Origin of the sequence: Chryseobacterium aquifrigidense, from assembly GCF_006716485.1 — a bacterium.
Taxonomy (GTDB): Bacteria; Bacteroidota; Bacteroidia; order Flavobacteriales; family Weeksellaceae; genus Chryseobacterium; species Chryseobacterium vietnamense.
In genome coordinates this window covers 1,154,783-1,169,488 of the sequence record NZ_VFPD01000001.1, presented here as the reverse complement: position 1 = coordinate 1,169,488, position 14,706 = coordinate 1,154,783, and the positions used below count along the sequence as shown (strand labels likewise).

At 39.0% G+C, this 14,706-nt stretch carries 12 protein-coding genes; all 12 read right to left on the bottom strand.

What is annotated here, in order from left to right:
* Window positions 1-34 precede the first annotated feature (34 nt).
* The 12 genes from FB551_RS05175 to FB551_RS05120 all read right to left on the bottom strand — a co-directional run bounded on the left by FB551_RS05175 (window position 35) and on the right by FB551_RS05120 (window position 14,706).
* Window positions 35-1,993 (bottom strand): RagB/SusD family nutrient uptake outer membrane protein, encoded by a 1,959-nt coding sequence (locus FB551_RS05175; protein ID WP_047430941.1) that lies wholly within the window; start codon window positions 1,991-1,993, stop codon window positions 35-37.
* A gap of 12 nt (window positions 1,994-2,005) precedes the next feature.
* Window positions 2,006-4,900, bottom strand: coding sequence for a SusC/RagA family TonB-linked outer membrane protein (locus FB551_RS05170; RefSeq protein WP_142015673.1), 2,895 nt, complete (start codon window positions 4,898-4,900; stop codon window positions 2,006-2,008).
* A gap of 93 nt (window positions 4,901-4,993) precedes the next feature.
* A complete protein-coding gene (gene xylA, locus FB551_RS05165; protein ID WP_142015670.1) occupies window positions 4,994-6,322 on the bottom strand; it encodes a xylose isomerase in 1,329 nt (442 codons plus the stop codon).
* Window positions 6,323-6,427: 105 nt separating this feature from the next.
* Complete coding sequence (locus FB551_RS05160) at window positions 6,428-7,912, bottom strand: xylulokinase (protein WP_047430950.1); 1,485 nt, start codon at window positions 7,910-7,912, stop codon at window positions 6,428-6,430.
* Between the two features lie 15 nt (window positions 7,913-7,927).
* Entirely contained in the window at window positions 7,928-8,653 is a 726-nt protein-coding gene (locus tag FB551_RS05155) for an NUDIX hydrolase (RefSeq protein WP_142015668.1), read from the bottom strand.
* A 515-nt stretch (window positions 8,654-9,168) separates the two neighbouring features.
* Window positions 9,169-10,179, bottom strand: a complete 1,011-nt coding sequence (locus FB551_RS05150) for an NAD-dependent epimerase/dehydratase family protein (protein ID WP_142015665.1) — start codon at window positions 10,177-10,179, stop codon at window positions 9,169-9,171.
* Window positions 10,180-10,243: 64 nt separating this feature from the next.
* Complete coding sequence (locus tag FB551_RS05145) at window positions 10,244-10,819, bottom strand: Crp/Fnr family transcriptional regulator (RefSeq protein WP_047430958.1); 576 nt, start codon at window positions 10,817-10,819, stop codon at window positions 10,244-10,246.
* Window positions 10,820-10,926: 107 nt separating this feature from the next.
* Window positions 10,927-12,360 carry an SDR family oxidoreductase gene (locus FB551_RS05140; protein WP_142015662.1) on the bottom strand — a complete coding sequence of 478 codons (1,434 nt, stop codon included), beginning with the start codon at window positions 12,358-12,360 and terminating at the stop codon, window positions 10,927-10,929.
* Window positions 12,361-12,412: 52 nt separating this feature from the next.
* Entirely contained in the window at window positions 12,413-13,003 is a 591-nt protein-coding gene (ribA, locus tag FB551_RS05135) for a GTP cyclohydrolase II (RefSeq protein ID WP_142015659.1), read from the bottom strand.
* Window positions 13,004-13,029: 26 nt separating this feature from the next.
* Window positions 13,030-13,578, bottom strand: coding sequence for a lipocalin family protein (locus FB551_RS05130; protein ID WP_142015657.1), 549 nt, complete (start codon window positions 13,576-13,578; stop codon window positions 13,030-13,032).
* Window positions 13,568-14,257, bottom strand: coding sequence for a lycopene cyclase domain-containing protein (locus FB551_RS05125; RefSeq protein WP_142015654.1), 690 nt, complete (start codon window positions 14,255-14,257; stop codon window positions 13,568-13,570). Before FB551_RS05125 ends, FB551_RS05130 begins: the two co-directional genes overlap by 11 nt.
* Window positions 14,254-14,706: a sterol desaturase family protein gene (locus tag FB551_RS05120; protein WP_047430966.1), complete on the bottom strand. Its 453-nt coding sequence runs from the start codon at window positions 14,704-14,706 to the stop codon at window positions 14,254-14,256. Before FB551_RS05120 ends, FB551_RS05125 begins: the two co-directional genes overlap by 4 nt.

Sequence of the window (14,706 nt, the reverse complement as noted above, 5' to 3'; positions counted from 1 at the left end):
CCTACTCTGTTACTGATATGAATGTAGAATGAAATTAATTGTATCCCGGATTCTGATATTTTGCTTTAATATCGGCCGATACTTCCATTGCATCGATCTGGTTCTGAGGAATCGGTCTCAGATAATGAAATGGTTTTATCGTTCTTGTAACCGTTTGCGGTGCATGATCTCCATAAGAAGCTCCTCCGATCTGATAAGTCGCTGCATAATCTCCCCATTTCTGAGTACGTACAAGATCGTACCATCTGTAGAATTCTCCGTAATATTCACGGGATCTTTCTGCAAGAATATAATCAATGGTAATTACAGATGGCGTAGCGGCAGTCATTGCGGCGCTGTTATCTGCTACGTAAGCTGCATTTTGCGCATTATTGAATTTCCATTTTCCGGCACGGGCACGGATAACATTGATAAGATCTCTGGCTGTCATAGCTCCTGAAGCTCCTTTTACGGCTGCTTCCGCGGCAATAAAATAGAATTCTGAGAATTTGGCAACGCTGAAAGGACGGGTTAATCCTGCATTCGGATATCCTAAACCGTTGGGATCATCAGTACGGTAAGTTCCGATTTTCCATAAGCCAGGGTATACAATTCTGCTGATACCGTTCGGTGCAATGACCCAGTCTGCTCTTCCTGACAAAGTTCCTGCTCCCACTCCGCTTTGCCCGGCTCCTGTAGGATAAGAAGGAGTTTGGCTGTCATCATTAAGGAAGCTTAAGATAGCTCCGCCCGGCTGTACAGGTAAATTATTGGCATTATAAAGAACAGGAACTGTTGTAAGACCCGTTCCGTTTTTGTTCCAGTTTCCTCTGTAAGTGGTTACAAAAGTACCATCATAACGGGAATCATTGGTTTTATCTGCGAAAGTATTTTTAATAACTCCCAGGGTAGGACACATACGAACCCACGGACGTCCCAGAGACTGAGCGGCTTCACGCTGTACACCACTTACTACATCTGTTCCCGCCCATGCTGTGGTTTTACTGCTTTTGATGGCAGTATAGTTCCAGGTCTGCATCCATGCTGCAAAATTATCCGGAGCCCAGCCTGAACCAAATCCCACAGGATCACTTTCATTATAATATGTACTTGACTGTGTATGGTCTGCATACAACATAGATTCGGTATTCCTGTCATTTGAACCTACATTGACATCATAGAAGGTAGGCTGAAGGGCGTAAGGTCCCGGATTATTGATTCCTTCCATTGCGATATCATAAGCCTGCTGGAAATACCACTGGGCATTGTGTCCGTCCGGGTCAGTTCTTGCTGCTTCAGGATAAGTTGGAATCCCGTTGGGGTTCTGCAGCCACCATCCATAAGTAAGATAAGCTTTGGCAAGCATCAGTCTTGCTACATTTTTGGTCACCCCTCCGGTTACCCTTGGTGAGGCAGGCAGATTTTCTATTGCTTTTTTAAGGTCAGCAAAAACAGTTTTTGTATATACTTCCGGCACGGTATTTCTTGCAGAAGAGGTGGAAGGTAAAGTGTTATATTTCAACTCTCCTGTTCCCAGATCCAATGGAACTCCTCCGTAGGTCTGCACCAGCATGAAATAGTAGAATCCGCGAAAGAAACGGGCTTCAGAAATCATAGATTCTGCAATTCCGAATCCTGGTCCTTTTTCAATAATTCCGTTGGCAGTATTGATATATGGAAACACAGAGTTCCAAACCATACTTGTAGGAAAAGTATTGGAATTGATGATACCGTTTCCGGACATATCCAATTCTTTAAAGTTACCATCTGCACTTTGTGCCCAGGTAGATTCATCGGTTCCGTTCTGACAGTTGCTCATAAAATAGCCATTGCCATACAGTAACCTCATCTGCCTGTATAAGGCTGTAAATCCCTGATTAACGCCATCCGGTGTATTAAAATAATCAGCTGTATATATTGATCTTGGCTGTTCATCAAGAATTTCATTACAACCTGTAAATGTTAAGGATAAAAAGATTGCTCCTAACAGCAGTTTTTTGTTAAAATTTATCATGACAATACAGTTTTAAAAGGTTAAGTTAAGTCCCATTAAGTAATTTCTTGTAGAAGGGTTGTTGGTTCCAATAACAAGCTGGCGGTTCTGATATCCGCTTACTGCCTGGTTTTCATTTCCGAAAGAGTTGGGTTCCGGATCCATTCCTGAGAACTTATGATAAGGTGAGAATAGTACAACAGGATTGGTTACGGTGAAGTAAATTCTTAAGCTGGTAATTTTCAGATCCTTTAAAAAATCTTTGTTGACATTATAGCCTAAGGTAATGGTACGAAGCTTAAGATAAGAAGCATCAAACATCGCCAAAGTAGAAGAATATTTTGGATTGTCACCGCTCAGATGGCGTCCCGGACGAGGAAAGTAAGCTCCTGTATTGTCTTCTGTCCAATAATCTACATCCACGTTATTCCCTCTTCCTGTTAATCTGTTAAGATAACTTGCAGATCCGTAAATAGTACTTACCAGGATTCCTCCGTGCTGGAAAGCTCCAACTGTGCTCAGTTCAAAATTTTTGTAGGCAAAACGCATATTAAATCCTCCCTGGAATTTTGGAGCAGTATCAAAAATCTGTCTGTCATCCGGTCCAATTGCTCTTACGGGTGTTCCGTCAGCATTATAGCCTCCGGTGTAAAGAACTTTGATAGATCCTACAACGTCTGCAGCAGTTCCCGGTTCCAGAATATTCTGATAAGGATCTCCAGCCTGCCAAAGACCGATATATTGATAATCATACAATGAATTAATATTATGACCTACAAACCATGAGTTATTGATGTCACGTTCTGTTCCTGATGCAAGCGATAAAATTTTGTTTTTATTGGTATAGAAATTAACTCCTGCTTCCCAGGTAAATCCATCCGGATTATCAAAAATAACTCCGTTTAAAGAAACTTCAACTCCTTTATTTTCTGTTTCTGCTACGTTGGATACAATAGAAGACCATCCGCTTGTCGCCGGAAGACTTTTCTGCGTCAACAGGTCATAGGTATGGGTTTTGTAATACTCCACACTCCCCGTAAGGCGGTTATTAAAGATCCCGAAATCTACTCCGTAGTTTTGTGTTTTTGAATATTCCCATCCCAGGCTTGGGTTAGGCGGCTGATTTCCATAGATCCCTGTACTTCCTGCACTTCCGTAATTATAAGGAGCTACGTTAAATCTTCCCATCGTAGAATACGGATCCACTGCCTGATTGGAAGTCTGTCCCCATCCGGCTCTGAATTTAAGGAGATTAATCGCTTTGATATTCTGCATGAAAGATTCATTGGTAACATTCCATCCGAGTGATAATGCGGGATAGGTATGCCATTTATTTCCCGGAGCAAGCCTTGAAGATCCGTCCGCACGAAGAGTTGCTGTAAGCATATACCTGTTATCATACGTATACATGATTCTCCCCATTGCTGAAAGCAGGCCTGTTTTCCAGTACACCTGGTCTTCGGGTCTTACGGTAATATCAGCCTGAGGCGACTGTCCTAAGTTATAATACTGGAAAAAATCTGCAGGAACATTCTTTGCACTCATGTATGAGCTTGTATACTTATTCTGTTCTGCTGAATAAAGTGCTACAGCATTTACTTTATGCTTACCAAATGTACGGTCATAGGTTAAAAGGTTTTCCAACACCCAGTGGTAGGTCTGGTTATTCCCTCTTCCGGCGGCGGAAGGACCCAGAGGATTTGTATTAAAGACTCCTACACCGGAGTAATTTCCACTGTTTGAAGTACGGTAATCCAACCCTACATTTAATCTGTATTTCAGTCCTTTGATCGGAAGGCTGGCTTCCCCGTAAAGATTGTTATAGGATGCGAAGGCCTTGGTCTCGTCGATATATTTATCTCCCAGATTCCCCAGACTTCCTCTTGTATAAATCCATGTCTGATCGATACCGCCAGCTGTACTCATTACTCTTTTCGGAGTTCCGTCCGCATTGTAAGGATTAGCAATAGGAGAATATCCTAAAACTGCTCCCGGGTTTACCCCGTTTCCTTCCGAAACGGAATAATTGGTATTGGTTGTAAAACCGAATTTAAAGATGGATCCTACCTGCTGGTCAATGGCCATTCTCAGGGCAAATCTTTCATAACTCTGAATAGGGATTAACGCATTTTGTTTAAAATAGGATAACCCTACATTATAATTTCCGCCTTCTGTTCCGCCTGAAACCCCGATATCATGACTGGTCATCATCGCCGGCTTATAAAACAGGCTCTGCCAGTCTGTATTGACACTGTTATTTTCATCTGCCCCGTTGGAATACAAAGGTGTCGTATTTCCTGCAGGAATCGCATAAGAACGCAGCTTTGCAAACTGAGGACCATCCATCATCGGATATTTTGAAAACAAGGTCTGGACTCCTGTAAAGGTGTTATAGCTGAATTTAGGTCTCTGCCCTTTTGCCCCTCTGTTGGTGGTAACAAGGATAACACCGTTTGCTCCTCTGGATCCGTAAATAGCTGTCGCAGAAGCATCTTTAAGGATATCAATACTTTTGATATCACTTGAGCTTATGTCTCCCAACGACCCCACGAAAGGAATACCATCCAGTACAATCAGCGGGTTGTTATCTCCTGTCAGAGATCGTGTTCCCCTGATACGGATCTGCATGGCAGCACCCGGTTTTGTAGATGTTTGTGAGATATCTACCCCTGCCGTCCTTCCCTGTAATGCCTGGGTAATATTGGCAGAAGGTACTTCACGCAGGGCATCTCCTTTTACAGTGGCTACAGAACCTGTTACAGCTTCTTTTCTCTGGGTTCCATATCCTATCACAACAACTTCATCTATTTTATTTTCTTTAGCTACTGTATCTTTCTTAACCTGTGAATATGCTATGCCGCAAGGCAACAGAGTCATTGCAAAGAATAATGCGGCTCTATTGCTTTTATTGAAATAAAATCGGTTCATAATTATTATTTTAGTATTAGTTGTTGAATAAAAGGCTCTTTAATAATTATTGTGTATAAAAATCCTTAGTGTTTATAAGCCTTTTATTTTTAATTATATATACATATTCACGATGGCTTCAAACAATTCCTGTTTTCCGCTTTTTGGCTGTGGTTCGCCGATTTCGTGAGCAATTCTCTGAAGATCTTCCAATGTAAGTGAACCTTCCTCAAATGCTTTTCCATTTCCGTTATCAAAAGAAGCATAGCGGTTTGTTTTCAGCTTTTTGTAATCTGAATTTTCAAGAATATCAGCTGCTGCAAGAAGACCTTTTGCGAAAACATCCATTCCTGAAATGTGGGAAATGAATAAATCTTCAGCATCAATAGAATTTCTTCTGATTTTGGCATCAAAATTTACTCCTCCGGTTCCCAGACCTCCTGCCGGAAGCAGTACCAGCCATGCCTGAACCATATCGTAGTAATCGATCGGGAACTGATCCGTATCCCAACCGTTCTGATAATCTCCCCTGTTGGCATCAATACTTCCTAAAAGTCCTGCATCTACTGCAACCTGAAGTTCATGCTCGAAGGTATGACCAGCCAATGTAGCATGGTTTACTTCGATATTCAATTTAAAGTCTTTGTCTAATCCGTAATGTCTCAGGAACCCGATTACGGTTTCAGAATCATAGTCATACTGATGTTTGGTAGGCTCCATCGGCTTTGGTTCAATCAGGAAAGTTCCTTTAAAACCTTGCTGACGTGCATAGTCTCTTGACATGGAAAGGAAACGCGCAAGGTGATCTTTTTCACGCTTCATGTCAGTATTTAAAAGGCTCATATAGCCTTCTCTTCCTCCCCAGAAAACATAGTTTTCACCTCCAAGTGCTATGGTTGCATCTATTGAATTTTTCACCTGAGTTCCTGCACAGGCAACAACATCAAAATTCGGGTTGGTAGAAGCTCCGTTCATGTATCTTTCATGAGTAAAAACATTGGCTGTTCCCCATAAAAGCTTAATTCCGGTTTCCTGCTGCTTTTGTTTTGCATATTCTACAATAGTCTGCATATTTTTCTCGTAGTCTTTCCAGTTACTGGCAGGGTCTACAAGATCAATATCATGGAAGCAGTAATATTGGAAGCCCATTTTAGACATGAATTCGAAGCCTGCATCCATTTTGTGCATTGCTCTTGTTACCGGATCATTTCCGATATCCCAAGGATGGTGAATGGTAGGTCCTCCGAAAGGATCGCTTCCGTTGGCACATAAGGTATGCCACCATGCCATCGCAAATCTTGTCCAGTCTTTCATAGGTTTTCCCATCACGATCTTTTCAGCATCATAATAGCGGAATGCCAACGGGTTCTTGCTTTCCTTCCCTTCAAACTTAATTTTTTCAATACCTGTAAAAAACTCTTTTGTACCTGTTAAAGTGTTCATATTTATTTGATTATTTTTTATTTATTTTAATTTTTTGCGTAGAGATTCCCTTCTCACTGATTCAGAAAAGTCAGTAAGAGGATGAAAAATGTTGTGGTAATTGTCCTAGATTATTTCGTTAAGATGATGTTTCCATCTGCCATAGGCTTCTAAATATTGTTCCTGTTTTTCGTGTTCGGGTTCTATCACTGCTATTTTTTCAAGTGAAGAAAATGCTTCTCTGGAATCTGAGTAAAATCCTATTCCCATTCCTGCCGCTCTTGCTGCTCCTACTGCTCCATCGGTATCATAAAGTTCAATCACCGCGTTGCTGACACTGGATAGCGACTGGCGAAAAATCGAACTTAAAAACATATTGGCATTTCCGGCACGGATCACCTGGATGTTCATGCCTATATTTCTCATAATATCCATTCCGTATTCGTAAGAGAATACAATACCTTCCTGTGCTGCACGAAGAATATCACCTTTTGAATGGATATTGAAGTTAATTCCGTGAATGGAACAGCTTGTATCTTTATTTTCAAGCACTCTTTCTGCTCCGTTTCCAAAAGGAATAATGCTTAATCCTTTTGAACCGATAGGCGAAAGTGAAGCCATATCGTTCATATCTCCATACGAAGAAAGTGAGGTGGCGAAATTATGTTTCAACCATGAATTTAAAATTCCTGTTCCGTTGATACAAAGTAAAACTCCCAGTCTGATCTGTTCCGGAGTGTAATTGACATGGGCAAATGTATTCACCCTTGATAATTTATCATATTCCAGCTGGTCCAGAACTCCGTAAACCACTCCTGAAGTTCCTGCTGTAGAGGCAATTTCTCCGGGATTAAAGACATTCAGGGAAAGCGCATTGTTGGGCTGATCTCCTGCTCTGTATGAAATAGGAGTACCTTCTTTTAATCCTAATTCTTCAGCTGCTGCCCTTGAAACCGTGGCCTGGATGCCAAAAGTGGGTACAATTTCCGGGAAAAAGCTTTTCGGGATCTCATAGTGGTTGATAATATCTTCCGAAATGCAGTTGTTTTTAAAATCCCAGAATATTCCTTCCGATAACCCTTCAATGGTTATTCCTATCTGTCCGGAGAGCCTCATGGCAATATAGTCTCCCGGAAGCATTATTTTATCTATCTTTTCAAAAATCTCAGGTTCGTTCTCTTTTACCCAGGCAAGCTTTGATGCGGTAAAATTTCCCGGTGAGTTCAACAAATGTGAAAGACATTTCTCTTCTCCTATAGTTTTGAAAGCTTTTTCACCATAAGGCACGGCACGGCTGTCACACCAGATAATTGATGGTCTTAAAAGGTTTTGATCTTTGTCTACCAGAATCAAACCATGCATCTGCCAGGTAATTCCGATTCCTTTAATATCTTCAGCATGTACCCCAGATTCATGCATAACAGCTTCATGTGCCAACTTCAGATTGGTCCACCAGTCTACCGGATTTTGCTCTGCCCATCCGGGATTTATCGCAGTGATTTTCATCTCTTTTTTGGGAGAAAATTCAGAAGCAATCACTTTTCCGCTGGACGCCTCAATGAGACACACTTTCACAGAAGAACTGCCAATGTCATAGCCTAGTAAGTACATAATTTTTTAAAAGGGTTATTTTATAAGTTTTGTATTGTTTTTCTTGTAAATCTTTGCATCAAATCTGTAATATCTTGCTGCACGGTGAGATACATCTTTCTGAATTTCGTCCAGAGGAACGATATAGGGGAATGAAGATATTTTTTTATGGAAATTCTTAATATCAATATTTTTTTCATTCAAAGCGCTGTAGAGCTGATAGAGCTGTCTTATGGTGAATCTTTTCGGCAGCAGCTCAAATATGATGGAGAAATCAGATTCAATCCATTTTCTGATCTCCATTAAAGATTCAGTGATAATTTTGTTATGATCAAAAGGCAATACCGGAACTTCATCAATAGGATACCAGTCTACGGTATCATATTTTGTGCTGTTGATCTTATGATCTATTTTACAAAGCGAAAGATAAGCTACTGTAATGATCCGGTCTATATGGTGTTTGTATTCCTGATCCATCCATTTGATATCATGGGCATTGCTCGCTCTCAGAGGATCGGCAAAGCATTTGAACTGTTTGAGAACCATTTTTTTAATTCCTGTAAGTTCATGTAGTACTCTTTGTGCAGCATCATCTACATCTTCGTCGCTGAAAATCAAACTTCCGGGAAGTTTGATCTGCTTTTCCAACGGAACGTCATCAACATGGCGTTGTACCAGTAATATATTCAACCGGTTTTCATGGTCAAATCCAAAGACAACACAATCTACAGAGACATAGGTATGGATAAAGTTCTGATTCATTAGTTTGTTAACATTTTGGTAACATTACAAATATAAAAATTCATCTGAATAAAAAAAATAAATCTGCCACTATCTACTGCTTATCAACCATTTACATATCGAATTTTTATGATATCAATTGTATAAAAAATATGATAAGGTTATCATTAATTTTACACTTAGTAATTTCATAAAACATGAATTCACAATCAATTGCAATTTTACAATACGTCTAAAAAGATTATTTTTTTTTGAATAAATAGTATGATAAGAAGAATTATTTTTTTTTTCATTTTGCACGAAAAAAAAATGTAAAAAGCACACTTTTTATTATTAAAAAAGAGGCAAATCATTGTTTTCGATTACCATTTTTACACTCTAACTGCAAATAATTACGAAACAGTCAACTTAAACAACAATATGATATAATAGTGTAAACCTGAAAAACCCAATATATATGACAGGTTTATTTGAAAATTTTGATCATCTTTTCAAAAAAAAAATCCTGCAAACTTTTAATTTTACAGGATTTTCATTTATAGCAAATTTTTATTTTCCATGAGAAAGGAGAAAGCTTCTTTCACCGCTTGTTCGGGACTTTTTGGATGAAAGCCAAGTTCGTTTCTGGATTTAGACAGATCAAAGTTCTGTTGTAATCCTGAAAACATTGCAATGTCTTTTGTTGTCAACACCGGAGGTTTTCCACTAATTTTAGCTGTAAATTCCATTAATCCGGCCATTGCATAGAGTACAAACTTAGGGACAGCACCCGGTACTTTGATTTTCAATTCCGGATAAAGCTTTTGAGCCAGTTTGGTAGTATCGGTAATGGTCATACATTTTTCATTGGCTAAAATATATCTCTCTCCTGAACGTCCTTTTTGCGCAGCGAGATAACATCCTTCTGCAACATCTTTTACATCTACCCAGTTCAGTGTTATTTTGGTATCCATGGGAATTTGCTTATTTAAAATCAGTTTCAGCACCCCATACGAGACATTCAGAGGAAGAAATGCCTTACTGCCTATCATGGCACCCGGCAGTACGGATACCAGCTCTATTCCCAATTCTTCAGCGAGTTGAAAAGCGAGTTTTTCGCCATCGTTTTTGGAATTATAATACATATCCCGGCGGTCAGGATTATAGCCATTGCTTTCTTTAGCGGGAAGATTGGTATAATCCAAAGCTGCAATAGAACTTACGTAGACGATTCTTTTAACACCCGCTTCGGCAGCAGCTTCAATAGTATTACGGGTCCCGCTCATATTTACGTCGTAGATTTCCTTTTTAGGATCTTTAGCCCACAATTTAAATGAAGCTCCAACGGCATAAAATGTATGAACACCCTGAAGAGCCTTAATGAATGAAGCTTTGTCCGTAATATCAGCCTGTACTACTTCGCAGTCCAAGTCATTGAAACATTCTTTGTTTTTGATGTTGCGAACAGATGCCCGGACCTTAACTCCTTTTTTGATGAGTAACCTTACGAGATTGTTACCTAAATGTCCGTTTGCTCCTGAAACCAATACTAAGTTTCTGTTTGTCATATCTCTTGATTTTAAATGATACTGCAAAGTTCAGTGTTGCTCATTCAAAATCACTTCACAAATGTTACTTAACAATCTGTTTACGGATCCTGCTCAAACTTTTAGGGTTCATTCCTAAAAAAGAAGCGATATACTGCATAGGAACATTGTGCAGAATTTCAGGATTTTGTGCCATCAGCTTTAAATAGCGTTTTTCAGCAGTAAGCGTTGCCAGCTCCTTTGCGCGTTGTTCATTATAGGATAACGATTGCTGAAATATCAAAAAACTGAAATCTTTAAATACAGAGCTTTGCTGCATGAGCAGATCAAGATCAGGCTTTGTAATACGTAAAAGCTCACATTCCGTAATGCATTCCAGGTTTTCATCAGATTTACTCTGACTGGTAAAGTGCGAATAGGAAGTAATGAAGCCGGGAGGACAGTTGATATGGGTGGTTATCTCATCTCCTTTATCATTATAATGGAACAACCGGACAAAACCGGAAACCACAAAATACAAGTACCGTGGTATTTTTTCTTCTTCCTCAATTATTCTGTTTTTTGGATACAGGACAGGTTCAAAATATTGAGTACACAACACCCGGTCTGAATCTGAGAGCTTAACATTTTTTGAAATAAGTTGATGTAGCTGATCATGCATAATATCACAAAAATAACAACTTTCAACTTAAAAATCCCTTACTTCTGTAATTCCACAAAATGGTTATATCTGATTATTTATATTGTCATTTTTATATTGATCACAGCTTATTTACTCATGCTAAGCTTTTTAATCATTCCTTTAAAAATAATACCATGGAATGGAAGGACCATGAACCAATATATTCTCCCCCACAAACCTTTTGGACGGAATACGGCTTTCTGCCATATTTTATTTTTATATATTTTAAACATAAGCCATGCTTCTCCGGGGAGCTTCATTTCGGCCAGCAATATAAGCCTGCCTTCTTTACGGTCGGCATATAAAACCCGCCAGAAGTCCAGGGCATCTCCTTCTTTAAGATCTAAAGGATGTCTTCTGCCTCTTCTGAGCCCAGGCCCACCAAAAAGTTTATCCATAAACCCTCTTATTTCCCAAAGTACCTGCCCATACCATCCATTCTTCCCTCCCAGCTGAAAAACCCTGTTCAAACAAGCTTCCCTGTTGTCATATTCTTCACTTCTGAGATCTGTAAAACAGCCATATTTGGGTACATCATGGTATTCTTTTAAAGTGGAATCACCCCGGCTGCTAATAAAACTGTCTTTCCAGCTTGAAATTATTTCATTAGACTGAATTTTTGCCAAGGTCCTTTTGAGAGCACTTTCATAAGAAAACGGCTGTATCTGTGTGATTGATTTAATCTGAGCCAGACTCTCCGCTCTGCAAACAACTTCTACTTTCATACTTCCTACAAGAGCCTTTGCCAGGTGAAAAGAGGTTGAGGTAATAAAATACAGCCAATAAGAAGAAAGCTTTGGAGTCATTACCGGAAGGGTAAAAATGGTTCTCTTTAATCCTCTTACATCAGCAAATTTCAATAACATCTCTTTATAGGTAAGAACATCATCACATCCTATATCAAAGTCTTTGCGGTAAGCCTGTTCTTTAAACAAAACAAAAATCAGAAAATCCAGGACATTCGCAATTCCTATTGGCTGGCATTTCGTGTAAAGCCATTTAGGAGCTATCATTACAGGTAGTTTTTCAACAAGGTCTCTTATAATTTCAAAAGAAGCACTTCCTGAACCAATAATAATACCAGCCCGAAGAACGGTAACAGGAACTTTACCCTCCATAAGGATTTTTTCAACCTGATATCGTGAGCTTAAATGCTTTGACAATTGTTTTTCATTCACCAGGCCGGAAAGATATACAATATGTTTGCATTGTGTCTTTTGAATATACTCAGAAAAATTATAAGCACATTTCTTTTCCAGATCTTCATATTCATTAGCGGTACTCATGGAGTGCATCAAATAATATGCTCCCTTAATATCTTCAGGGATATTATGTAAAGTTTCAGGTTTCAGAAAGTCGACTTCAATAACTTCAATGCAATTATTATCAATATCCTTAACGGCCTCAAACCGATTGATATCCCTGCAGCAGCATACTACTTTATACCCTTGTGCAACGATAACACTTATCATTCTTTTACCAATATATCCGGTAGCACCGGTAAGCAGAATTTTTTCCATGATGTCTGAATTTAAATGTATACTAAAAAAACATTATGCTCCAGATAAGACATTATATTTTCTCCAAAAGATGACCAAAGTAATTTTTTTTCTTGACAAGATAGCTTTCATTCATTTCATTGGATTCAATTTCCAGGGGAATTCTGCTGTTGAGAATGATTCCACTGTTCTCTATAGACCTGACCTTATCAGGATTGTTGGTTAGCAAGTTAACCTCTTTGATTTTCAGGACATCGAGGATTTCAACGGCTATATCAAAATTCCTTGCGTCTGCCGGAAGTCCCAGCTTCAGATTGGCTTCAACAGTATCCCATCCCTTTTCCTGAAGTTCATAGGCGCGGAGTTTATTAATGATCCCGATGTTTCTTCCTTCCTGGCGGAGATAAATAATCACTCCCCCGTTTTCAGACATATATTTCATAGCAGCATCCAGCTGTTGGCCGCATTCACATTTTTTAGAATGAAAAACTTCTCCTGTAATGCATTCCGAATGAAAACGTACATTTACAGTGGTAGTAACATCTGTATTTTCTGCTACCCATACTAAATGAGGAGTCCAGTCTTCTTCATTTTCTGAAAATGCATATACAGTGAATATCCCATAATCTGTGGGGATTTTTGATTGTGCTTGTATTTTGAGCATTTTTTCTGATTTTACGTTACTATAATTTATTTGTCAAACGGACTTTTTTTATCTTGTTTTACCCAGATAAGTTTTGATGTATCATAACCTATTTCCTGCGCTTTGGAGATGAAATTCTGTTTTATATGATCCGGGATGGTTTTCTCACGGGAAAGAATCCACAGATAGTCCAGGTTTTTTCCTGCAACCAGTGCATATTTGTATTCTTCCAGCACAATTACATTATATCCGGCATAAAAAGGTCCGAAAAAGCTCACCTTCAGAGCTGCAACGTTTTTGTCTCCCCTAAATTTAGCAGTACCATTTGCTGAAACCCATTTATTCTTTATTACATTATATCCGCTGTTGAGTACCTTTACACTTCCGTCTGCATTAAGGCTGTACTGAGCAATGGCATTATCAAGATCTTTTTCAAAACGATAATCAAATCTTGCTATTTCATACCAGGTGCCTAAATATTTATTGACATCAAACTGTCCGACAGGCTGGGCCTTTTCAGGCATAGAGGAACAGGAAGTTATACTATTTAACAACAAAAAGCTTAGTAATACAGTAATAATTATTCTATTTTTCATTTTTAGTTATTTTTTTAAAGACATAAATATTGAGTAAAAACTGGCTGTATCCGTACACGGCATCTTCAACAGGAATGGTTCCCATTCTCACCCCTAAAAAGTCACCAGGATTATAGTTAACCACAGGGGAAGGAATGAAAGATCCTGTCAGGATTCCGTTCACTGCAAAAAAGCCGGGCATCAATACCAGATATACAAAACTGGCTTTACCTATCCATTCTTTTTGGGCAATGAAATGCAGATAAAAAAGCGTGGTAATCGTTACGGTCACAATAAGCAAAGTATATATTCTCTCATAATACAGAAGCCCCACAACACCAAGAACAATAAAAGCTGTAAATACAATAAGATTATTTAAAGCCGTAGCCCATGCCAGCGAAAAAAACTTTTCCAGGCAATAGTAAGTAAATACACAGGCGAAAGGAATACAGTAAAAAAACAGCCATTCCTCAATGGGAAGTCCTGCTATTTTAAATCCTAAAGTGTAGTTAAGATCAAACCACCATACCCCTTTTGCCGTGAACCATATATCCCAGGCAATAAAAGGAATGGCCACAATGGTGGATGACAGGAGAAATTTCTCAAAAAGCTTATTAAAATGTATCCTCCTATCAAAAGAAGCCACGAAGCAAATAATGATAGTGAAAAAGTTAATCAGTATGTAAGTATAAGGCATCATTTTTTATTGATATACATTTTAAAATATTTAACAGGAACCCACAGAAAACCGAAACATTCTCCATCTTCTTTTCCCACATGTTTGTGATGCTGCTTATGAGCGCGTCTGATGGCAAGGAAATACGGATTGTTTGTTTTGGTGAAAATCTTCGCTCGCTGATGAATAAAAATATCATGTACAAAGAAATAGGCCATTCCGTAAAGACTAATACCCAGTCCGATAAAAAACCAGTAACTGAAATCCTCTTTCACTCCCAGGTATAATAAGGCAATAGCCGGGCTTGCAAAAATGAAAAAGAACCAATCATTTCTTTCAAGCTTCCCGTTATGGCTATGATCATGATGATCCCGGTGCAGGCTCCATAAAAAGCCATGCATAATATACCGGTGGATAAGCCATGTTGCTCCTTCCATGGAAATAAATACTGCCAGCACGATCAGAATATTCAT

Bases quoted from the DNA above. Each gene is read 5' to 3' on its own strand.
- xylA (WP_142015670.1), bottom strand. From the start codon at position 6,322: ATGAACACTTTAACAGGTACAAAAGAGTTTTTTACAGGTATTGAAAAA.
- FB551_RS05140 (WP_142015662.1), bottom strand. From the start codon at position 12,360: ATGGAAAAAATTCTGCTTACCGGTGCTACCGGATATATTGGTAAAAGA.
- FB551_RS05120 (WP_047430966.1), bottom strand. From the start codon at position 14,706: ATGAATATTCTGATCGTGCTGGCAGTATTTATTTCCATGGAAGGAGCA.
- FB551_RS05145 (WP_047430958.1), bottom strand. From the start codon at position 10,819: ATGCATGATCAGCTACATCAACTTATTTCAAAAAATGTTAAGCTCTCA.
- FB551_RS05170 (WP_142015673.1), bottom strand. From the start codon at position 4,900: ATGAACCGATTTTATTTCAATAAAAGCAATAGAGCCGCATTATTCTTT.
- FB551_RS05125 (WP_142015654.1), bottom strand. From the start codon at position 14,257: ATGATGCCTTATACTTACATACTGATTAACTTTTTCACTATCATTATT.
- FB551_RS05155 (WP_142015668.1), bottom strand. From the start codon at position 8,653: ATGAATCAGAACTTTATCCATACCTATGTCTCTGTAGATTGTGTTGTC.
- FB551_RS05160 (WP_047430950.1), bottom strand. From the start codon at position 7,912: ATGTACTTACTAGGCTATGACATTGGCAGTTCTTCTGTGAAAGTGTGT.
- FB551_RS05130 (WP_142015657.1), bottom strand. From the start codon at position 13,578: ATGAAAAATAGAATAATTATTACTGTATTACTAAGCTTTTTGTTGTTA.
- FB551_RS05150 (WP_142015665.1), bottom strand. From the start codon at position 10,179: ATGACAAACAGAAACTTAGTATTGGTTTCAGGAGCAAACGGACATTTA.
- FB551_RS05175 (WP_047430941.1), bottom strand. From the start codon at position 1,993: ATGATAAATTTTAACAAAAAACTGCTGTTAGGAGCAATCTTTTTATCC.
- ribA (WP_142015659.1), bottom strand. From the start codon at position 13,003: ATGCTCAAAATACAAGCACAATCAAAAATCCCCACAGATTATGGGATA.